The sequence below is a fragment of the Xenorhabdus doucetiae genome (assembly GCF_000968195.1).
GTDB lineage: Bacteria > Pseudomonadota > Gammaproteobacteria > Enterobacterales > Enterobacteriaceae > Xenorhabdus > Xenorhabdus doucetiae.
In genome coordinates, this window is record NZ_FO704550.1 from 3,849,973 (window position 1) to 3,871,585 (window position 21,613).

At 47.4% G+C, this 21,613-nt stretch carries 16 protein-coding genes; 2 read left to right on the forward strand and 14 right to left on the reverse strand.

Features of this window, described 5'->3' with window-relative positions:
• Positions 1-3: 3 nt before the first annotated feature.
• Together XDD1_RS16815 and malM are read left to right on the forward strand one after the other, a co-directional pair.
• Entirely contained in the window at positions 4-1,266 is a 1,263-nt protein-coding gene (locus XDD1_RS16815; RefSeq protein WP_045972977.1) for a maltoporin, read from the forward strand.
• On the forward strand, positions 1,266-2,216 hold the full coding sequence (gene malM, locus XDD1_RS16820; RefSeq protein WP_045972979.1) for a maltose operon protein MalM: 951 nt from the start codon (positions 1,266-1,268) through the stop codon (positions 2,214-2,216). Before XDD1_RS16815 ends, malM begins: the two co-directional genes overlap by 1 nt.
• 490 nt (positions 2,217-2,706) lie before the next feature.
• On the opposite strand, the gene XDD1_RS16830 is transcribed toward malM, so the two are convergent.
• The 14 genes from XDD1_RS16830 to tusB form a co-directional block, all read right to left on the reverse strand.
• Positions 2,707-3,939 carry a polysaccharide deacetylase family protein gene (locus XDD1_RS16830; RefSeq protein ID WP_231854528.1) on the reverse strand — a complete coding sequence of 411 codons (1,233 nt, stop codon included), beginning with the start codon at positions 3,937-3,939 and terminating at the stop codon, positions 2,707-2,709.
• A gap of 142 nt (positions 3,940-4,081) precedes the next feature.
• Positions 4,082-8,308: a DNA-directed RNA polymerase subunit beta' gene (rpoC, locus tag XDD1_RS16835; RefSeq protein WP_045972985.1), complete on the reverse strand. Its 4,227-nt coding sequence runs from the start codon at positions 8,306-8,308 to the stop codon at positions 4,082-4,084.
• An 81-nt stretch (positions 8,309-8,389) separates the two neighbouring features.
• The gene (gene rpoB / locus XDD1_RS16840; protein ID WP_045972987.1) at positions 8,390-12,418 is read right to left on the reverse strand and encodes a DNA-directed RNA polymerase subunit beta; all 4,029 of its coding nucleotides are present in this window, start codon (positions 12,416-12,418) and stop codon (positions 8,390-8,392) included.
• 396 nt (positions 12,419-12,814) lie between these two features.
• Positions 12,815-13,180 carry a 50S ribosomal protein L7/L12 gene (rplL, locus tag XDD1_RS16845; RefSeq protein ID WP_045972989.1) on the reverse strand — a complete coding sequence of 122 codons (366 nt, stop codon included), beginning with the start codon at positions 13,178-13,180 and terminating at the stop codon, positions 12,815-12,817.
• A gap of 63 nt (positions 13,181-13,243) precedes the next feature.
• Positions 13,244-13,741: a 50S ribosomal protein L10 gene (gene rplJ / locus XDD1_RS16850; protein ID WP_045972991.1), complete on the reverse strand. Its 498-nt coding sequence runs from the start codon at positions 13,739-13,741 to the stop codon at positions 13,244-13,246.
• A gap of 347 nt (positions 13,742-14,088) precedes the next feature.
• Positions 14,089-14,790 (reverse strand): 50S ribosomal protein L1, encoded by a 702-nt coding sequence (rplA, locus tag XDD1_RS16855; RefSeq protein ID WP_045972993.1) that lies wholly within the window; start codon positions 14,788-14,790, stop codon positions 14,089-14,091.
• 3 nt (positions 14,791-14,793) lie between these two features.
• Complete coding sequence (gene rplK / locus XDD1_RS16860) at positions 14,794-15,222, reverse strand: 50S ribosomal protein L11 (protein WP_045972995.1); 429 nt, start codon at positions 15,220-15,222, stop codon at positions 14,794-14,796.
• Between the two features lie 223 nt (positions 15,223-15,445).
• Positions 15,446-15,991, reverse strand: coding sequence for a transcription termination/antitermination protein NusG (gene nusG, locus XDD1_RS16865; RefSeq protein WP_045972997.1), 546 nt, complete (start codon positions 15,989-15,991; stop codon positions 15,446-15,448).
• 3 nt (positions 15,992-15,994) lie between these two features.
• Positions 15,995-16,378, reverse strand: a complete 384-nt coding sequence (gene secE / locus XDD1_RS16870) for a preprotein translocase subunit SecE (protein WP_045972999.1) — start codon at positions 16,376-16,378, stop codon at positions 15,995-15,997.
• 353 nt (positions 16,379-16,731) lie between these two features.
• Positions 16,732-17,916, reverse strand: coding sequence for an elongation factor Tu (tuf, locus tag XDD1_RS16875; RefSeq protein ID WP_045968037.1), 1,185 nt, complete (start codon positions 17,914-17,916; stop codon positions 16,732-16,734).
• Positions 17,917-17,986: 70 nt separating this feature from the next.
• Complete coding sequence (gene fusA / locus XDD1_RS16880; RefSeq protein ID WP_045973001.1) at positions 17,987-20,095, reverse strand: elongation factor G; 2,109 nt, start codon at positions 20,093-20,095, stop codon at positions 17,987-17,989.
• A 95-nt stretch (positions 20,096-20,190) separates the two neighbouring features.
• Entirely contained in the window at positions 20,191-20,661 is a 471-nt protein-coding gene (gene rpsG / locus XDD1_RS16885; protein ID WP_045973003.1) for a 30S ribosomal protein S7, read from the reverse strand.
• A 98-nt stretch (positions 20,662-20,759) separates the two neighbouring features.
• Positions 20,760-21,134, reverse strand: a complete 375-nt coding sequence (rpsL, locus tag XDD1_RS16890; protein WP_045973006.1) for a 30S ribosomal protein S12 — start codon at positions 21,132-21,134, stop codon at positions 20,760-20,762.
• 185 nt (positions 21,135-21,319) lie between these two features.
• On the reverse strand, positions 21,320-21,607 hold the full coding sequence (tusB, locus tag XDD1_RS16895) for a sulfurtransferase complex subunit TusB (RefSeq protein WP_045973007.1): 288 nt from the start codon (positions 21,605-21,607) through the stop codon (positions 21,320-21,322).
• Positions 21,608-21,613 lie beyond the last annotated feature (6 nt).

The window sequence follows — 21,613 nt, forward strand, 5'->3', positions numbered from 1 at the left end:
ATTATGCGTATATTGTCTCTCTCATTGGCTATGCTAACTGGTTTATTATCTATGCAAGCTCTTGCTGTTGACTTCCACGGCTATGCCCGTTCAGGCATTGGCTGGACAGGGAGTGGCGGTGAGCAAAACTGTGCCAAAGTCACTGGTGCACCGAGTAAATACCGTCTCGGCAACGAATGTGAAACCTACGCCGAACTTAAGCTGGGGCAAGAGTTATGGAAAGAAGGTGATAAAAGTTTCTATTTTGATACCAATTTAGCCTACTCCGTCAGTCAGCAAAAAGACTGGGAAGATACCAAACCTGGTTTTCGTGAAGTTAATGTGAAAGCAACGAATGTCCTTGGTTGGTTGCCAGGCTCAACATTGTGGGCGGGTAAACGTTTCTACCAACGCCATGATGTACATATGATCGATTTCTATTACTGGGATATCTCTGGTCCCGGCGCAGGTTTGGAAAATGTCGATCTTGGTTTTGGTAAACTTTCCTTCGCGGTCACCCGTAATACAGAAGAAGGCGGTTCGCATGGGTGGATTGCCGATCAATCCGATAAAAAAGTTAAATCAACCTCAAATGATGTTTTCGATATACGGCTAGCCAACTTACCTGTCAATGCCAGCGGCACACTGGAGTTTGGTATAGATTATGGACGTGCTAATACACGTAAAGGATACCAGCTTGATAAACAAGCACCTAAAGACGGTGTGATGCTGACTGCCGAACATACCCAAAGCCTGTTGGGTGGCTTCAACAAATTTGTTCTACAGTACGCAACTGACGCCATGACGTCTAACAGCAATGGGCGCGCTGAAGGTGCTAATGTATACAATAACGGACATATGCTACGCATTCTGGATCATGGTGCCATTAGTATCACGAATAAATGGGATCTCATGTATGTTGCCATGTACCAAAACATTGACCTCGACAATAACAATGGCAACACATGGTACACCGTAGGTGTCCGTCCAATGTATAAGTGGACACCGATAATGAGTACCTTACTGGAAGTAGGTTATGACAATGTGAAGTCACAACGGACTAAGGCAAACAATAATCAGTACAAGATCACTCTGGCCCAACAATGGCAAGCGGGTGACAGCATCTGGTCACGTCCTGCTATCCGTTTATTTACTTCTTACTCCAAATGGAATGAAAAATGGGGTTATGGCGATGGCGTTGCCTACCGCGATACATCAGCACAGCAGTTCAGTCGTGGGAACAGCGATGAATTTACGTTTGGTGCCCAATTTGAGGCTTGGTGGTAATGAAAAAGAAATTACTTTCACTTTGTCTCAGCGCCCTGCTCTGCAACGTGATCCCGGCGGTGAGTTATGCCGCAGGATCTGGCATAGAACCAATTGATATAGAAACAAGCAACGCTGTCGCGCCAGCGTTGTCCCTGTCAACTTTGCAGAAATTACAGTGGCAGCCGATTAATACCCATGGCACGCAGTCCATGGTTCTTAATAGCTCGTCGCAGCAAATTAATGATGGTCATGTCCAAGGGGCGATCGCCGCATTTGCTTTACCCGCCAATCAAGGTTCATTGGAAATCACACTGACCAGTTTGATAAAAGATAAGCAGGTATACTCGCCGAATGTTTTGGTATTTGATGAACAACTGCATCCTGCGGCTTTTTATCCAAGCCATTATTTTCGCTATCAACAACCCGGTATTATGTCGACCGATAGGCTGGAGGGTGTGTTAAAGCTGACTCCGGCATTGGGACAACAGCGAATTTATTTACTCATTTATACCACCCGTCCTGATTTACAAACGTCAACACAAATGGTCGATCCTGCTAAGGCTTATGCTAAAGGAATCGGTAATTCCGTGCCGAATATCCCCGATCCGGTCGCTCGCCATACAGAAATAGGGTCATTAACGTTAAAAGTGCAATCAGAAAGCAATACAGGCAATATCTTGATTGGTCAGGTATTTTCTTCACCTGACACTAAGCCAGTGACAGTCGGTTCTACACAAGCCGTATCGACATCGCCGATAAGAACAACGCCGGCTAATGTCGCACAATCGGCTGCCTCACCAGTGAAACCAGTGCTGAATGATACTGAGCAATATTTCAATGACGCTATCACAAGAGCCATTAGTCACGGTGATATTGATAAGGCATTAAAACTGTTGGATGAAGCAGAACGACTTGGCTCCCCAACGGCACGGAAAACGTTTATCAAGATGATAAAAAACAAAAAATAGATTGATTTGCCAAATAGTTATATTCTCGTCGTACTTCAAGATGCATTTATTATCTCCCCGCATTGTGGGGAGATAATAAGTGGTTTTCGTCTTACGCGCCGCAACTTAAAGTTTATAGGGTATAGAAAAATGGCCCTAACGAAATAGGCTATAAAAAGCCTTTCTTATTCAAATATCTTCTTATTTCCCCTCGGAACTTAAAAACCAAATAAATAAACATCAACAATAACAAGACACTAAAAATAACCTTAGGCATTATGAATGAAAATATAATGCAGCATAAAATACCAAACGAGAGCAATGAAATAAAAATATCCTTCATGGCAATCTTAAATATCCATGCAAAAAATTTGATAATACATTTTATGAAACCATAAGGAATTTCCAATATTAACTCCAAGAAATCCATAATTTCCATCCTTAGTAAAAATTATCACATTAGGTTAAGATCTACTGTGATTTATCGACTAAATGATTTTACATCTTATATTCAATTCTCAATCGGTTGCAAAAACATTGAATCTGGCTGGTTAGCAATCATTTTCGCCATTTTTTCAATCGGATCTGTCCGCAATATATATAACCGTTTCAAAGAAAAAGGATTATCGCCTAACTTAACTTTTCCCTGTACCGTGGTGACAGCCAAATGAAATCCAGCTTGTTCAGCCGCTTTTATTGCCTTTGGATTATATCCACCAAAAGGATAGGAGAGATAAAACACATGAGGATTAAATTGTGATAGTGCCCGTCTGGAACGGGCAAAATCATACAGGATAGTATGGTATGACCGTTTCAATAGTATGGGCTGTTTATTTTTTCCCAGACGATGCAAAAAGTGGGTATGAGACTGAAAATCAAATACATCTTGCATGGCATATAATTCAGGCAGGCTCAGGAATTGCAGGCTGTCAGGGTTCCATTTCTGTGGATGGCGTTTAATTCTGGATGAAATAATAAAGAGTGTCGCTTTCTGACCATTCTCTTGCAAAATGGGATAGGCATAACGATAAACGGATTTCAGCCCATCATCAAAGGTTAAACCAACCACTTTTGCCGGCAAGTTAATGTAACCATTCAGGTAACCTTCCAATTCGTATAATGAAATTGTGGTATAACCTGCCCGTTTCAAATAAGCCATCTGCTCACGAAAGGCCGTCAGAGATGTCGTCGTCGAGGTATGTAGAAAATGTTTATTATCGTTAAGAATATGGTGATACGTTAACAAAGGAATGCCATTATCCAGTTCAGCATCCCGATCACTAATGTAGCCCAATCGATCACCCAAATTAATTTCGTACCAAGTATGGTGTGAAAGATCTTGTAATTTGTCTAGAACCGGATAGCGGAGATTTTCCATTAAGATTGCAATGGGCTCGCTATCTGTATCAGGTGTGCCATAAATTCGAGCCACCTTAAAAACCATCAAATTTTGGGAGGCTTTCTTATGAAGAATATTAAAAGGATCACGGGGAAATGCAGATTTTTTAATTTCCTTTAAATTTCCTTTGGCTACATAACCTGTACCATTACCAAAATGGAGCGCATAGTAATCACTCTCTTCCTCTTCTTCAATAATTTTAAAGGCTTGCCCTTTCTTTAATACGGCTACCTTGATGACGTGCTCGCCGACCCAAGAATAAATTTCACTGTCTTTGATCATCTCCATGTAACGATAATGAGGAAAATCGTGGTATTGCGATAAAGCTGAATGGGAAAAACACATCAGAAGTGCTGAGAAAATCATTGCAGTAATATAAACAATTCGTCTCATTTTGATTTTCCATCCAATAAAAAATGCCCTCTACCAAGAGAGGGCATTTCACGATTAGCTGTATTTAGCTCTATAGCATCTACGCATCACGAGATTACTCGTTATCGCTGCTGCTACCAAAACCTGCATTCAACAATTCAGCAAGGTTTGCAGTGGCTTCGTCAACACTCACTTGTGATGCTTCAACCACGACGTTTTCTTGACGGCGACGGATGCGATCCTGATGGTAAGCATAACCTGTACCCGCAGGGATCAGACGACCCACGATGACGTTCTCTTTCAAGCCACGCAGTTCATCACGTTTACCTGCAACAGCGGCTTCAGTCAGAACGCGGGTTGTTTCCTGGAACGACGCCGCAGAGATGAAGGATTCTGTTGCCAGTGATGCCTTGGTGATACCCAACAGGTCACGCTGGAAGGTAGCTGCAACTTTACCGTCCTGCTCCAGCTTACGGTTTGCAACTTTAACGCGTGCGTATTCGACCTGCTCACCTTCGAGGAATTCAGAACTACCCGCACTCGCGATAGTCGCTTTACGCAGCATCTGACGAACGATAACTTCAATGTGTTTATCGTTAATCTTAACGCCTTGCAGACGGTAAACTTCCTGTACTTCGTTAGTGATGTAACGAGCAACCGCATGGACTCCACGCAGGCGCAGAATGTCATGTGGAGATTCTGGACCATCGGAGATCACGTCACCACGTTCAACCACCTCACCTTCGAACACGTTGAGCTGACGCCATTTAGGGATCATCTCTTCGTAAGCGTCACCACCATCCAGTGGGCTGATGACCAGACGGCGTTTACCTTTGGTTTCTTTACCGAAGGAAACGATACCGCTGATTTCTGCCAGGATAGCAGGCTCTTTCGGACGACGGGCTTCGAACAGGTCAGCAACGCGTGGCAGACCACCGGTGATATCTTTAGTACCGCCAGATTCCTGAGGAATACGCGCTAATGTATCACCCGCAGAGATGGACATGCCATCTTCCAGTTGAACAATCGCTTTACCCGGCAGGAAGTACTGAGCAGGCATATCTGTACCTGGGATCAGAACGTCGTTACCTTGGGCGTCTACGATTTTCAGTGCCGGACGCAGGTCTTTACCGCTACCGGTACGCTCTGCACTATCCAGAACCACCAGTGAAGACAGGCCGGTCAGTTCATCCGTCTGACGGGTAATGGTTTGACCATCAACCATGTCGTAGAACTGGATAATACCGGAGACTTCACTCACGACTGGCATGGTATGTGGGTCCCAGTTCGCAACGGTTTCACCGCCGGTCACGACTTCACCATCACCTTTCGCCAATACCGAACCGTAAGGAACTTTATAACTCTCTTTGGTACGACCGAAATCGTCGATCAAGCGCAATTCGGTATTACGAGAGGTAATAACCAGTTTGCCTGTTGAATTCGTTACGAATTTCGCGTTGGTCAGTTTCAGGTGACCTTTGTTACGTACCTGAATGCTGGATTCTGCTGCCGCACGAGATGCCGCACCACCGATGTGGAACGTACGCATCGTCAACTGTGTACCCGGTTCACCGATTGACTGTGCCGCGATAACACCAATCGCTTCACCTTTGTTGATCAGGTGACCACGAGCCAGGTCACGACCGTAACAGTTCGCACAAACACCAAAGTCAGTTTCACAACTGACTACGGAGCGTACTTTCACGCTGTCAACGGAGTTTTCTTCTAACAGGTCACACCATTTTTCGTTCAGCAATGTGTTACGTGTTACCAGAATGTCCGCTGTACCCGGTTTCAGAACATCTTCCGCCGTCACACGACCCAATACACGCTCACGCAGTGGTTCTTTAACGTCACCACCCTCGATAACCGGCGTCATCAGGATACCGTCGTGAGTACCACAGTCATCTTCCGTCACCACCAAGTCTTGGGCAACGTCAACCAGACGACGGGTCAGGTAACCGGAGTTCGCTGTTTTCAATGCGGTATCCGCAAGACCTTTACGCGCACCGTGGGTTGAGATGAAGTACTGGAGTACGTTCAGGCCTTCACGGAAGTTTGCGGTAATTGGGGTTTCGATGATCGAGCCATCTGGCGTTGCCATCAGGCCACGCATACCCGCCAACTGACGGATCTGAGCCGCAGAACCACGCGCACCGGAGTCGGCCATCATAAAGATGTTGTTGAAAGAAACCTGCTGTTCTTCTTCACCGTTACGGTTAATCACGGTTTCAGAAGACAGGTTTTCCATCATCGCCTTAGCAACACGTTCGTTCGCCGCTGCCCAGATATCGATAACTTTGTTATAGCGTTCGCCCGCGGTAACCAGACCTGACTGGAACTGTTCCTGAATTTCGGCCACTTCTGCTTCCGCTTCCGCGATGATGCCTTCTTTCTTCTCAGGGATCACCATGTCGTCAATACCTACGGATACCCCTGAACGGGCAGCGTAAGCAAAACCGGTATACATGGTCTGGTCAGCTAAGATAACGGTGGGTTTCAGGCCCAGTATGCGGTAACAGGTGTTCAGCATTCTGGAAATGGCTTTTTTACCCAGCGCCTGGTTAATCAGTGAATATGGCAGACCTCGCGGTACGATCATCCACAGGATGGCACGACCGATAGTGGTATCCACCAGACCGGTATTAACGGTGACATTACCTTCGCCATCTCTCACTTCTTCAGTGATACGAACTTTGACACGGGCGTGCAAAGAAGCCAGGCCGGCACGGTAAACGCGCTCTGCTTCTTTAGGGCCGGTCAGCACCATGCCTTCGCCTTTCGCGTTAACACAGTCACGGGTCATGTAGTACAGACCCAATACAACGTCCTGAGATGGAACGATGATAGGTTCACCGCTCGCCGGAGACAGGATGTTGTTGGTAGACATCATCAGCGCACGCGCTTCCAACTGAGCTTCCAGTGTCAACGGTACGTGAACAGCCATCTGGTCACCATCGAAGTCGGCGTTATACGCCGCACACACCAGCGGGTGCAACTGAATGGCTTTACCTTCGATCAGAACCGGTTCAAAAGCCTGAATACCCAGACGGTGAAGGGTTGGTGCACGGTTCAGCAGAACCGGGTGCTCACGGATGACTTCATCCAGGATATCCCATACAACCGCTTCTTCACGCTCAACCATTTTCTTGGCGGCTTTGATGGTCGTCGCCAGACCACGCAGTTCCAGCTTGCCGTAAATGAATGGCTTGAACAGTTCCAGCGCCATCTTCTTAGGCAGACCACACTGATGCAGGCGCAAGTATGGACCTACGGTAATTACCGAACGGCCTGAGTAGTCAACACGTTTACCCAGCAGGTTCTGACGGAAACGACCCTGTTTACCCTTGATCATGTCTGCCAAGGATTTCAGAGGACGTTTGTTGGAACCGGTGATCGCACGACCGCGACGGCCGTTGTCCAGCAACGCATCAACCGCTTCCTGCAACATACGTTTTTCGTTACGTACGATGATATCCGGCGCAGCCAGATCCAGCAGGCGTTTCAGACGGTTGTTACGGTTAATAACGCGACGATACAGATCGTTCAGGTCTGAGGTTGCGAAACGGCCGCCATCCAGCGGAACCAGTGGACGCAGATCCGGTGGCAGAACGGGCAGAACGGTCAGAACCATCCACTCTGGTTTGTTACCAGACTGAATGAAGGCTTCCAGCAGTTTAATACGCTTGGTCAGCTTCTTACGCTTGGTTTCAGAGTTGGTCTCGTTCAGCTCTTCACGCAAGGTTTCACATTCGTTTTCCAAGTCGATGCTTTTCAGCAATGCCTGGATCGCTTCTGCACCCATTTTGGCATCAAATTCATCACCGAACTCTTCCAGAGCATCCAGATACTGCTCTTCGGTCAGGATTTGGCTACGCTCAAGGTTGGTCATGCCGCCTTCGACAACCACATAGGATTCGAAATACAGTACGCGTTCAATGTCGCGCAGAGGCATGTCCAGCAACAAACCAATGCGGGATGGCAGAGATTTCAGGAACCAGATGTGAGCGGTTGGAGATGCCAGCTCGATGTGCCCCATACGTTCACGACGTACTTTGGTCTGGGTCACTTCAACGCCACATTTCTCACAAATCACACCACGGTGTTTCAAACGCTTGTATTTACCACACAAGCATTCGTAATCTTTTACTGGCCCGAAAATACGTGCACAGAAAAGACCGTCACGCTCAGGCTTGAACGTACGGTAGTTAATAGTTTCCGGCTTTTTTACTTCCCCGAATGACCACGAACGGATCATATCTGGGGAGGCCAGAGCAATTTTGATCGCATCAAACTCTTCGGTCTTGGTTTGCGCTTTCAGAAATTTCAATAAGTCTTTCACGAAATGGCTCCTGTCGGAGTTAGACCTGTTAGGTGAGTGGCCCATGCCACTCACCTGTATAACCACTGGTTGGAAAACGGTTTATTCGTCTTCCAGCTCGATGTTGATACCCAACGAACGGATTTCTTTCAGCAATACGTTGAAAGATTCCGGCATGCCTGGTTCCATCTGGTGGTTACCATCCACGATGTTTTTATACATCTTGGTTCGACCGTTAACATCGTCGGATTTAACGGTGAGCATTTCTTGCAGGGTGTATGCAGCACCGTATGCTTCCAGTGCCCACACTTCCATCTCACCGAAGCGCTGTCCACCGAACTGTGCCTTACCACCCAGCGGCTGCTGAGTCACCAGGCTGTAAGAACCGGTAGAACGGGCGTGCATCTTGTCATCAACCAAGTGGTTCAATTTCAGCATGTACATGTAACCCACGGTGACTTGACGCTCGAATTGTTCACCAGTACGGCCGTCAAACAGCGTGATCTGACCGGAAGTCGGCAAGCCGCCCAGTTTCAACAACTCTTTGATTTCGGTCTCTTTTGCACCGTCAAAAACTGGCGTTGCGATCGGCATACCTTTTCTCAGGTTTTCAGCCAGACGCATCACTTCTTCGTCGGTAAAGGTGTTCAAATCCACTTTCTGGCGAGTATCATCACCCAGATCATACGCTTTCTGGATAAATTCACGCAGTTTGGCAACTTCTTGCTGCTGTTTCAGCATGGCATTGATCTTGTCACCAATACCTTTCGCCGCCATACCCAAGTGCGTTTCCAGAATCTGACCGATGTTCATACGTGATGGTACGCCCAGCGGGTTCAGTACGATGTCCACGGGTGTGCCGTTTTCATCGTAAGGCATGTCTTCGATCGGGTTGATCTTGGAGATAACCCCTTTGTTACCGTGACGACCTGCCATCTTGTCACCAGGCTGGATTTGGCGTTTCACGGCCAGATACACTTTGACAATTTTCAGCACGCCGGGTGCCAGATCGTCGCCCTGAGTGATCTTACGGCGTTTGGCATCCAGTTTTTTCTCGAACTCGACTTTCAGTTCGTCATACTGTTCTGCCAACTGCTCCAACTGATTCTGTTTTTCTTCATCAGCCAGACCCAACTCCAACCAACGTTCACGAGGAAGTTTGTTGAGTTTTTCCGCTTCAATACCACCGGCAACCAGTACCGAGTGAATACGGGCAAACAAGCCAGCTTCGAAGATTTGCAGTTCTTCTGTCAGGTCTTTCTTAGCCTCACGCAACTGCATCTCTTCAATTTCCAACGCACGCTTGTCTTTCTCTACGCCATCACGGGTAAAGACTTGTACGTCGATGACAGTACCAGAAACACCGTTTGGTACGCGCAGTGAAGAGTCTTTCACATCAGACGCTTTCTCACCGAAGATCGCACGCAACAGCTTTTCTTCTGGTGTTAGCTGAGTTTCACCTTTCGGTGTCACTTTACCAACCAGAATGTCGCCACCTTTGACTTCCGCACCGATATAAACGATACCGGATTCGTCCAGCTTAGACAGCGCAGCTTCACCCACGTTAGGGATGTCAGCCGTAATCTCTTCAGGCCCCAGTTTGGTGTCACGGGACACACAAGCCAGTTCTTGAATGTGAATGGTGGTGAAACGGTCTTCCTGAACAACACGCTCAGAGACGAGGATGGAGTCCTCGAAGTTATAACCATTCCAAGGCATGAACGCCACGCGCATGTTCTGACCCAGTGCCAGTTCACCCAAGTCGGTGGATGGACCATCAGCCAGTACGTCACCACGTTCTACCAATTCACCCAAAGAAACACATGGCATCTGGTTGATACAGGTGTTTTGGTTTGAACGGGTATATTTGGTCAGGTTATAGATATCAATGCCCGCTTCACCCGCGTACATTTCATCTTCGTTCACTTTGATAACGATACGGGAGGCGTCAACGTACTGAACCACACCGCCGCGTTTAGCAACCGAGGTAACACCGGAGTCAACCGCTACCGCACGTTCCATGCCTGTTCCGACCAGCGGCTTATCAGCACGCAGAGTTGGAACTGCCTGACGTTGCATGTTCGCACCCATCAATGCACGGTTGGCGTCATCGTGTTCAAGGAATGGGATCAAGGAAGCACCGACGGACACGATCTGTTGTGTCGAAACGTCCATGTACTGAACCTGATCACGGTTGAACAAGCTGGATTCATCGTAATGACGGCAAGTGACCAATTCTTCAACGAAGTGGCCTTCTTCATCCAGTACGGTGTTCGCCTGTGCAATGACGTAGTTACCTTCTTCGATGGCTGACAGGTAGTGGATTTCATCCGTCACCACGCCATCACGCACTAAGCGGTAAGGCGTTTCAAGGAAACCATACTCATTGGTACGCGCATAAACGGACAATGAGTTAATCAGACCGATGTTTGGACCTTCCGGGGTTTCGATTGGACATACACGGCCGTAATGGGTTGGGTGTACGTCTCGAACTTCAAAGCCGGCACGCTCACGGGTCAGACCGCCTGGGCCCAACGCAGAAATACGGCGTTTATGGGTAATTTCAGACAGTGGGTTGTTCTGGTCCATGAACTGGGACAACTGGCTGGAACCAAAGAACTCTTTCACCGCCGCAGAAATAGGTTTGGCGTTGATCATGTCCTGTGGCATCAGGGTATCCAGATCGCCCAGGGACAAACGCTCTTTCACGGCACGCTCGACACGAACCAGACCGACGCGGAACTGATTTTCCGCCATTTCACCCACGGAACGGATACGACGGTTGCCCAAGTGGTCGATATCGTCAACTTCACCTTTACCGTTACGGATATCGATGAGCTTCTTCATCACGTCAATGATGTCTTCTTTGCTCAGGATACCGGAACCTTCAACCTCTTCACGATCCAGTGAACGGTTGAACTTCATGCGACCCACCGCAGACAGATCATAACGATCTTCAGAGAAGAACAGGTTCTCAAACAGGTTTTCTGCGGCTTCACGTGTTGGTGGTTCACCCGGACGCATCATGCGATAGATTTCAACCAGTGCGCTCAGGCGATCATTGGTTGGGTCAATACGCAGAGTTTCGGAAATGTAAGCACCGTGGTCCAGATCATTGGTAAACAGGGTCTCGATAGATTTGTAACCAGACTGGCTCAAACGTGCCAGCAGATCCAAAGAGAGTTCCATGTTAGCCGCACAGATGATTTCACCTGTGTTCTGGTCGATGTAATCTTTTGCTACCACTTTACCCGCGATATATTCGACAGGCACCTCAATACGGTCTACCTGATCTTTTTCTAACTGGCGGATATGACGGGCGGTGATACGGCGGCCTTTTTCAACATAGACCTTACCGTTTGCTTCGATATCAAATGAAGCTGTCTCGCCACGCAGACGTTCTGGAACCAGCGTCATCTGCAATTTATTGGCGTGAATTTCGAAAACGGTTTTTTTGAAGAACAGATTCAGAATGTCTTCAGTGGAATAACTCATCGCGCGCAGAATAATCGAAGCCGGCAACTTACGGCGGCGGTCGATACGCACAAACAGGTTATCTTTTGGATCAAATTCGAAATCTAACCACGAACCACGGTAAGGGATGATACGTGCGTTATACAGTACCTTACCGGATGAATGGGTTTTACCCTTATCGCTGTCAAAGAAAACGCCTGGGCTACGATGCAACTGAGATACGATAACGCGCTCAGTACCGTTGATAACGAAGGTGCCGTTATCCGTCATGAGTGGAATTTCACCCATGTAGACTTCTTGTTCTTTGATGTCTTTAACTGTGCCTTCTGGCGCTTCGCGCTCATAGATAACCAGACGCAGCTTAACGCGCAGCGGTGCGGAGAACGTCACGCCACGGATCTGACACTCTTTAACATCAAAGACAGGTTCGCCAAGACGGTAGCTTACATATTGCAGCTCGGAATTGCCGCTGTAGCTCTGAATTGGAAACACTGAACGGAAGGCCGCTTCCAGTCCATTCTGGCCTTCAGGATCTTGCTCGATAAACTTCTGGAACGAGTCAAGCTGGATAGAAAGAAGGTATGGAACATCCAAAACTTGTGGACGTTTACCAAAATCCTTACGAATACGTTTTTTCTCGGTATAGGAGTAAACCATAGGGTTCCTCAGCTCGCTGATAAGTGACCCACTCAGCCCGCCCTTAAGGGCAGCTCTCTGCAACACTATTTTTTCGAACAGAAAACAGAATATTTTCCGTAATACCCATTACTATTACTCTTAAATCATTTCATTGCGTTACCTTACTACCGAGCTACCCGAGTGGATCGTAGCTGAGAACGCAGTATATTAAGTCGTCAATAGGAAAAAGTATTCTGGGTTTATTAATCGCCAAACAGTGTGAAATGCGACTAACTCCCTACATAATGGCTTTCGGGCAATCGACTTTCAGACGATCTGCTTTCAAGCAATGCCCTTACAGCGCAAAAAGGCTGGCGATTAAAAAACCGCCAGCCGCCAGCCTTAAAAAATCAGGCTGCGAACTTCAAACTGATCTTACTTGATCTCAACAGAAGCACCTGCTTCTTCCAGAGATTTTTTCAGAGCTTCAGCGTCGTCTTTGCTGATGCCTTCTTTCAGTGCTGCTGGTGCGCTTTCAACCAGGTCTTTAGCTTCTTTCAGACCCAGGCCAGTTGCGCCACGTACTGCTTTGATTACAGCAACTTTGTTAGCGCCAGCGCCAGTCAGGATAACGTCGAATTCAGTTTTTTCTTCAACTGCTTCAGCAGCGCCACCAACTACAGCTACAGCTGCAGCAGCAGAAACGCCGAATTTTTCTTCCATCATGCTGATCAGTTCAACAACGTCCATTACAGACATTTCTGCAACTGCGTCCAGAATTTGTTCTTTAGTGATAGACATAACAAGTGTTCCTAAAATTCAGAAAAAGTTTATACGTTAAAAAGCAACGAAGGAAATAGGCTATTAAGCTGCTTCTTTCTGATCGCGTAACGCAGCCAGAGTGCGAACCAGTTTGCCGGCAGCGGCTTCTTTCATGGTTGACATCAGGCGTGCGATTGCTTCTTCGTAAGTTGGGAGTGTTGCCAGGCGATCGATATTGCTCGCTGGGATAAACTCACCTTCAAAGGCTGCTGCTTTAATCTCGAATGCTGGGTTCGCTTTCGCGAAATCTTTGAACAGACGAGCAGCGGCGCCCGGATGTTCAGAAGAGAAAGCAATCAAGGTTGGACCAACAAACGCTTCTTTCAGGCACTCATATTCAGTACCTTCAACAGCACGACGCAGCAGGGTATTACGTACAACACGTACGCTAACGCCAGCTTCACGGCATGCTTTACGCAGTTCAGTCATTTTATCTACAGTAACGCCGCGAGAATCCGCAACAACCGCAGACAGCGCGCCTTTGGCTACTTCGCTGACTTCAGCAACAATCGCTTGTTTGTCTTGAAGATTTAGTGCCATTAGCTTCTTGCTCCTGGATTAACCGGGAAAACCCGGAACTCACTTCACTCAAAGCACCGGATGTGCCTGAGCGCTAAAACACGGTGAGCAGAATCCAGAAAATAATATTTCATTTGGCTCTGTCACCGTCTACGCAGGATATTAAGTAAGTATTTCTACGTACTTACGCCTGCGGTCTTGGACGGGGCTTGGTTAAGGCCAAGCTCCAACCGAAAATCTGTTATTTGCCGATACTGCCTTATTTTTCAAAGGTTGTGTGCCATAAAACACACCATCAGGCAAATTTGAAGCGTCAAATTCTAGACAAATCTGACGCTAAGGTAAAGCGTTATTCTCAGCTTAAATCATTAAACTGATGCACTCAGACCAGACTGGTCGATCGCAACACCTGCACCCATGGTAGTAGACAGGCTAACTTTCTTAATGAAAACGCCTTTAGCAGAAGATGGTTTAGCTTTTTTCAGCGCAACCAGCAGAGCTTCCAGGTTTTCTTTCAGTTTGTCAGCATCGAAGTCAACTTTACCGATAGTAGAGTGGATGATACCGTTCTTGTCGTTACGGTAACGAACCTGACCTGCTTTAGCGTTCTGTACCGCTTCAGCAACGTTAGGTGTTACAGTACCTACTTTCGGGTTTGGCATCAGACCACGTGGACCCAGGATTTGACCCAGTTGGCCAACAACGCGCATTGCATCCGGAGATGCGATAACAACGTCGAAGTCCATCTCGCCTTTCTTAACCAGTTCAGCCAGATCTTCCATACCTACCAGTTCTGCGCCAGCAGCTTTAGCCGCTTCAGCGTTTGCACCCTGAGTAAATACAGCAACACGTACTGAACGGCCAGTACCGTGTGGCAGTACAGTTGCGCCACGAACGTTCTGGTCAGATTTACGAGCATCAATGCCAAGATTAACAGCTACGTCAACGCTTTCTACGAACTTAGCAGTAGCCAGTTCTTTCAGCAGAGCAACAGCTTCGTTGATGTCATATTGTTTAGTTGCATCAACTTTTTCACGGATAGTGCGCATGCGCTTGGTCAGTTTAGCCATTGATTAACCCTCCACTACCAGGCCCATGGAACGAGCAGTACCTTCGATTGAACGCATCATCGCGTCAACGTCAGCACCAGTCATGTCCGCAGCTTTAGTTTCAGCAATCTCACGAATTTGAGCGCTGGTCACTTTACCAACTTTGTCTTTGTTCGGCTTACCAGAACCAGACTTAACGCCAGCTGCTTTCTTCAGCAGAACTGCTGCAGGTGGAGTTTTAGTAACGAAAGTGAAAGAACGGTCTGCATAAACAGTAATAACAACTGGAGTTGGCAAGCCTTTCTCAAGACTTTCTGTTTTAGCATTGAACGCCTTACAGAATTCCATGATGTTAACACCTTGCTGACCCAGAGCTGGACCAACTGGTGGGCTTGGGTTAGCCATACCAGCTGCAACTTGCAGCTTAACGTAGGCTTGTACTTTCTTAGCCATGTATATTTTCCTCTATATGGGTCTTATCGCCTCAAAATGAGGCTCCCCTGACGACTTAGGCCCCGTCTAAAAGACCAGACCATTTAAAAACTATTACCTAATATCGCTTAAATTATCCAGAAAGCATCATCTAAAAATGATACCCAGATAAAAAACAAAAGGCGCGAAATTGTATGCCAATTTCACCCCCTTTGCAAGCAGAGCCGTTTACTTAATCATCAGGTTAGGCTTTCTCTACCTGACTGAAATCCAGCTCAACCGGTGTAGCACGGCCAAAGATAGAAACCGATACTTTCAAGCGGCTCTTCTCGTAATCGACCTCTTCCACCACGCCATTGAAGTCTGCAAACGGGCCATCGCTGACTCGAACCATTTCGCCTGGTTCGAACAGCGTTTTCGGCCGTGGTTTATCACCAACCTGTTGCAGACGATTCATGATCGCATCGACTTCTTTATCGCTGATTGGTGCAGGGCGGTCAGAAGTGCCACCGATAAAACCCATTACGCGAGGTACATTACGAACCAAATGCCAAGTCGCATCGTTCATAACCATCTGTACCAAGACATAGCCGGGGAAAAATTTACGCTCGCTTTTACGGCGCTGACCACTGCGGATCTCAACAACCTCTTCTGTCGGCACCATCACTTCGCCAAAAGAATCTTCCATCTCTTGTAATTTGATATGTTCACGCAGAGATTGAGCGACGCGACCTTCAAACCCAGAAAATGCCTGGATGACATACCAACGCTTTTTTGGGGATTCAGACATTTTTTAAAACCTCAGGCCTGTAATAAATGAAACTAAACGCACCAGAATACCATCAAGCCCCCACAAGATGAGAGACATAACGGCCGTCACAACCGCAACAATCAAAGTCGTATGCAGTGCTTCCTGGCGAGTTGGCCAAATGACTTTACGCATTTCAATGCGGGCTTCACGGGCAAAGGCTAATGCAGCTTTACCTTTTACAGTCCACAATGCAACTGCTCCTGCAAGGGCAGCAATAGCAACCACGGCTATCGCGCGCAGAGGCAGGTTATACTCTCGGTAATAGTAATTACCCACAATAGCAACCACCAGCAGCACTGCTACCAATAGCCATTTTGCTATATCAAGACTACGCCCGCTTTCTTGAGCATTGCTATTCGCACTCATAAACCAACCTGTAACTATATATGTAAGTAACTATGATATAAGTAACTATGATGTAAATAGATAGCCAGCTTGCCTCGCAAGAGCAAAACAAATCAGACCGAACCCAAAGATAATTGTAATTGTATCTGACTCGGCGCCATAATTCAGTAGGACTTTGGTATCTCAATGATATTTAAGCCCATCCGTTGTATCAGAGCCTATCTCACCAATAATTAAGAATAGCAATCAAATAGCCATTTATCTGCTATTAATTAACCCATCATAAACAACTATTGATGAGATAGGTTCTTCTTAAGACAACGTATAAAAAGGGCATCTATCGATGCCCTTCCAAAATGAACACATTAAAAAAATTATGCGATCACTTTAGCAACAACACCCGCACCTACAGTACGGCCGCCTTCACGGATTGCGAAACGCAGACCTTCGTCCATGGCGATTGGGGCAATCAGGTTAACGACCATGTTGATGTTGTCACCTGGCATCACCATCTCTACGCCTTCTGGCAGTTCGATAGTGCCGGTTACGTCAGTTGTACGGAAGTAGAACTGTGGACGGTAACCTTTGAAGAATGGCGTATGACGGCCACCTTCGTCTTTGCTCAGGATGTACACTTCAGATTCGAACTGAGTGTGTGGCTTGATTGAACCTGGTTTCGCCAGAACCTGACCACGCTCAACGTCATCACGCTTAGTACCACGCAGCAGAACACCCACGTTCTCACCCGCACGGCCTTCGTCCAGCAGTTTGCGGAACATTTCAACGCCGGTACAAGTGGTTTTGGTGGTCTCTTTGATACCGACGATTTCAACTTCGTCACCCACTTTAACGATACCGCGCTCAACACGACCGGTCACTACAGTACCACGGCCGGAGATGGAGAATACGTCTTCGATTGGCAGCAGGAACGGCTTGTCAATGTCACGCTCTGGTTCTGGGATGTAAGAATCCAGTGCTTCAGCCAGCTCGATGATTTTCGCTTCCCACTCTGCTTCGCCTTCCAGCGCTTTCAGCGCAGAACCACGGATGATTGGGGTGTCGTCGCCTGGGAAATCGTACTGAGACAGCAGCTCACGCACTTCCATTTCAACCAGTTCCAGCAGCTCTTCATCATCAACCATATCACATTTGTTCAGGAACACGATGATGTAAGGAACGCCTACCTGACGACCCAGCAGGATGTGCTCACGCGTCTGTGGCATTGGGCCATCAGTGGCAGCAACTACCAGGATCGCGCCGTCCATCTGGGCAGCACCGGTGATCATGTTTTTCACATAGTCGGCGTGGCCTGGGCAGTCAACGTGCGCGTAGTGGCGAGTTGGGGTATCGTATTCTACGTGAGAAGTGGAGATGGTGATACCACGCGCTTTTTCTTCTGGTGCGTTATCGATCTGGTCGAATGCACGCGCGTTACCGCCGTAGGTTTTCGCCAGAACGGTGGTGATTGCAGCAGTCAGGGTAGTTTTACCGTGGTCAACGTGGCCGATAGTACCAACGTTAACGTGCGGTTTTGAACGTTCAAACTTTTCTTTAGACACGACTCTATTCCTTAATACCGCTCCCCCGTCACGAAGATGAGGGAGCCAAAAAGATAGTTAACTCGAAAACTTATCTAGCTTTACGAGCTTCGATAATAGCCTGAGCGACGTTGCTCGGCGCTTCGTTGTACTTCAAGAACTCCATGGAGTAAGAAGCACGACCTTGGGTCTGAGAACGCAGGTCAGTAGCATAACCAAACATTTCAGACAATGGTACTTGAGCACGAACAATTTTGCCCGTAGCCACATCATCCATACCATCGATCATACCACGGCGACGGTTCAAGTCACCGATAACGTCACCCATGTAGTCTTCTGGTGTTTCCACCTCAACTTTCATGATAGGTTCCAGCAGAACTGGTTTCGCTTTCATGAAGCCTTCTTTAAATGCCATGGATGCAGCAATTTTAAAGGCGATTTCCGAGGAGTCAACGTCATGGTAAGAACCATCGAACAGAGCAACTTTAACGTCAACGATTGGATAACCAGCCAGAACACCGCTCTTCAACTGCTCTTGGACGCCTTTGTCGACACCCGGAATATATTCTTTAGGAACAACACCACCAACGATTTCGTTCGCGAATTCGTAACCAGCGCCGCCAGCTTCCAGAGGCTCAATACGCAGCCACACGTGACCGTACTGACCACGACCACCGGACTGTTTAGCGTGTTTACCTTCCTGCTCAACAGAAGCACGGATGGTTTCACGGTAAGCAACCTGAGGTTTACCGACGTTCGCTTCCACGTTGAATTCACGACGCATACGGTCAACCAGTACGTCGAGGTGAAGTTCACCCATACCTGCGATGATAGTCTGACCAGTCTCTTCATCACTGCTCACGCGGAATGATGGGTCTTCCTGAGCCAGACGGCCTAAAGCGATACCCATTTTCTCTTGGTCAGCTTTAGTTTTTGGCTCGATAGCAACAGAGATAACTGGCTCTGGGAATTCCATGCGCTCCAGAATGATTGGTGCGCCCATGTCACAGAGAGTATCACCTGTGGTGACATCTTTCAGGCCGATTGCGGCCGCGATATCGCCTGCACGGACTTCTTTAATTTCTTCACGTTTGTTAGCGTGCATCTGTACGATACGGCCAAAACGTTCTTTCTTGTCTTTCACCGGGTTCAGTACGGTGTCACCAGAGTTAACAACACCAGAATAAACGCGGAAGAAAGTCAAGTTACCCACGAATGGGTCAGTCGCAATTTTGAACGCCAGTGCAGAGAATGGCTCGTCATCGCTGGAATGACGTTCTGCTGGGGTATCTTTACCGTCTGGCAGCATACCTTTGATGGATTCAACATCTGTTGGCGCTGGCAGATATTCGATAACCGCATCCAGCATCGCCTGAACACCTTTGTTCTTAAATGCAGAACCACAGGTAACCAGGATAATTTCGCCAGCCAGAACGCGCTTACGCAGAGCTGCCTTGATTTCTTCTTCAGTCAGCTCTTCACCGCCCAGATATTTGTCCATCAGTTCTTCTGATGCTTCTGCTGCGGATTCGATCAGGTTCTGATGCCATTCCTGAGCCAGCTCAACCATGTCAGCCGGGATATCTTCATAAGTGAAGGTCGTTCCCTGATCAGCTTCGTTCCAGTTGATTGCTTTCATTTTCAGCAAGTCAACAACACCAGTGAAGGTATCTTCTGCACCGATCGCCAGTTGCAGAGGAACTGGGTTAGCAGCCAAACGCGTTTTGATCTGCTCAACCACGCGCAGGAAGTTAGCTCCCATACGGTCCATTTTGTTAACGAACGCGATACGTGGTACGTTGTATTTGTTAGCCTGACGCCATACCGTTTCAGACTGAGGCTGAACACCACCAACTGCACAGTAAACCATGACGGCACCATCAAGAACACGCATAGAACGTTCTACTTCGATAGTGAAGTCAACGTGTCCTGGGGTGTCGATGATGTTGATGCGGTGTGGCTCATACTGTTTAGCCATACCAGACCAGAATGCGGTAGTCGCAGCAGACGTGATGGTAATACCACGCTCTTGCTCCTGCTCCATCCAGTCCATTGTTGCTGAACCTTCGTGAGTTTCACCGATTTTATGATTTACACCTGTGTAAAACAGAATACGTTCAGTTGTTGTGGTTTTACCGGCGTCGATGTGGGCGCTGATACCGATATTACGGTAACGCGCTATAGGTGTTTTACGAGCCATTTTTTCCTCTCTCGTGGGCGTTCAATCTTTAGAGAACGGGTAGCCAAGCAGCTACCCAGAACTTATTCACTGCCGATGGGTGACCAAAAAATGGATTACCAACGGTAGTGTGCGAACGCCTTGTTAGCTTCTGCCATACGGTGAACGTCTTCACGTTTCTTCACAGCAGCGCCTTTGTTTTCAGCCGCATCAGATAATTCATTCGCCAGGCGCAGAGCCATCGACTTATCACCGCGTTTACGAGCAGCATCAACGATCCAACGCATTGCCAGAGCATTACGACGAACCGGACGAACTTCAACTGGAACCTGATAAGTAGAACCACCTACACGGCGGGACTTAACTTCGACAGTCGGGCGCACGTTATCCAGTGCCAGCTCGAATGCTTCCAGATGATCTTTACCAGAACGCTGAGCCAGGGTCTCAAGCGCACCATATACAATTGCTTCTGCGACAGACTTCTTACCGTCTACCATCAGGATATTAACAAATTTGGCCAGCAGGTCAGATCCGAATTTTGGATCTGGCAGAATTTTACGTTGACCAATTACACGACGACGTGGCATGGAAATACTCCGTTTCGAATTTCAGGGTTGTCCAAAACTCTACGAGTTTATTTTGACATTAAAGTGAAAAAGGTTTGGCCTTACTTAACGGAGAACCATTAAGCCTTCGGCTTCTTCACACCGTACTTAGAACGACCTTGTTTACGGTCTTTAACACCGGCACAGTCCAGAGCGCCGCGAACAGTGTGGTAACGCACACCTGGCAAGTCTTTAACACGACCGCCACGGATCAGGATAACGGAGTGTTCCTGCAGGTTGTGGCCTTCGCCACCGATGTAGGAAGAAACTTCGAAACCGTTAGTCAAACGCACACGGCATACTTTACGCAGTGCGGAGTTCGGTTTTTTAGGAGTGGTGGTATATACACGAGTACATACGCCACGTTTTTGCGGGCAAGCTTCCAGAGCAGGAACGTTGCTTTTCACAACTTTCGAGCTACGAGATTTGCGAACCAGCTGGTTAATAGTTGCCATTATTAAAAAAGCTCCTGGTTTTTTGCTTCGTAAACACGGATTTTACCCCCTCTTAGTCATGATGACAAAAGGAGAGGACGCGGAATTTTATTGCTGACTTAACGAGGTGTCAAGAAATATACAGTTTTTGCTGGTGAAAGTTGATGAAACGGCTGAAAAATACGATTGTGCCCCACCCATCATATTTACCAGGCAAAATTTTGCTGATGTTTTACCGTTAAGCTAACAAAGCCCTTGTAATCAATCACGATAACACGGTCTGAAATCTGTTCAATCAGCCCCCGTGCATCAAGATCTTCTCTCAAAACATAAATGCCTGCCCCCGTACCGAGCAACTCAGCCAGATAGCGATTATTATTCATGCTCAGCAATACGCCATTTTGAATCAATAGAACATCATCTCTATCCGATACCAAGCCAAGCATGGCGCTGAAGTCAGCATGGTAAGGTGAGCGACTGACAGTATATAACATGTTACC

Coding starts and splice junctions, on each gene's coding strand:
- XDD1_RS16815 (WP_045972977.1), top strand. CDS start 4: ATGCGTATATTGTCTCTCTCATTGGCTATGCTAACTGGTTTATTATCT.
- malM (WP_045972979.1), top strand. CDS start 1,266: ATGAAAAAGAAATTACTTTCACTTTGTCTCAGCGCCCTGCTCTGCAAC.
- XDD1_RS16830 (WP_231854528.1), bottom strand. CDS start 3,939: ATGTGTTTTTCCCATTCAGCTTTATCGCAATACCACGATTTTCCTCAT.
- rpoB (WP_045972987.1), bottom strand. CDS start 12,418: ATGGTTTACTCCTATACCGAGAAAAAACGTATTCGTAAGGATTTTGGT.
- rplL (WP_045972989.1), bottom strand. CDS start 13,180: ATGTCTATCACTAAAGAACAAATTCTGGACGCAGTTGCAGAAATGTCT.
- rplJ (WP_045972991.1), bottom strand. CDS start 13,741: ATGGCACTAAATCTTCAAGACAAACAAGCGATTGTTGCTGAAGTCAGC.
- rplA (WP_045972993.1), bottom strand. CDS start 14,790: ATGGCTAAACTGACCAAGCGCATGCGCACTATCCGTGAAAAAGTTGAT.
- rplK (WP_045972995.1), bottom strand. CDS start 15,222: ATGGCTAAGAAAGTACAAGCCTACGTTAAGCTGCAAGTTGCAGCTGGT.
- nusG (WP_045972997.1), bottom strand. CDS start 15,991: ATGTCTGAATCCCCAAAAAAGCGTTGGTATGTCATCCAGGCATTTTCT.
- secE (WP_045972999.1), bottom strand. CDS start 16,378: ATGAGTGCGAATAGCAATGCTCAAGAAAGCGGGCGTAGTCTTGATATA.
- fusA (WP_045973001.1), bottom strand. CDS start 20,095: ATGGCTCGTAAAACACCTATAGCGCGTTACCGTAATATCGGTATCAGC.
- rpsG (WP_045973003.1), bottom strand. CDS start 20,661: ATGCCACGTCGTCGTGTAATTGGTCAACGTAAAATTCTGCCAGATCCA.
- rpsL (WP_045973006.1), bottom strand. CDS start 21,134: ATGGCAACTATTAACCAGCTGGTTCGCAAATCTCGTAGCTCGAAAGTT.
- tusB (WP_045973007.1), bottom strand. CDS start 21,607: ATGTTATATACTGTCAGTCGCTCACCTTACCATGCTGACTTCAGCGCC.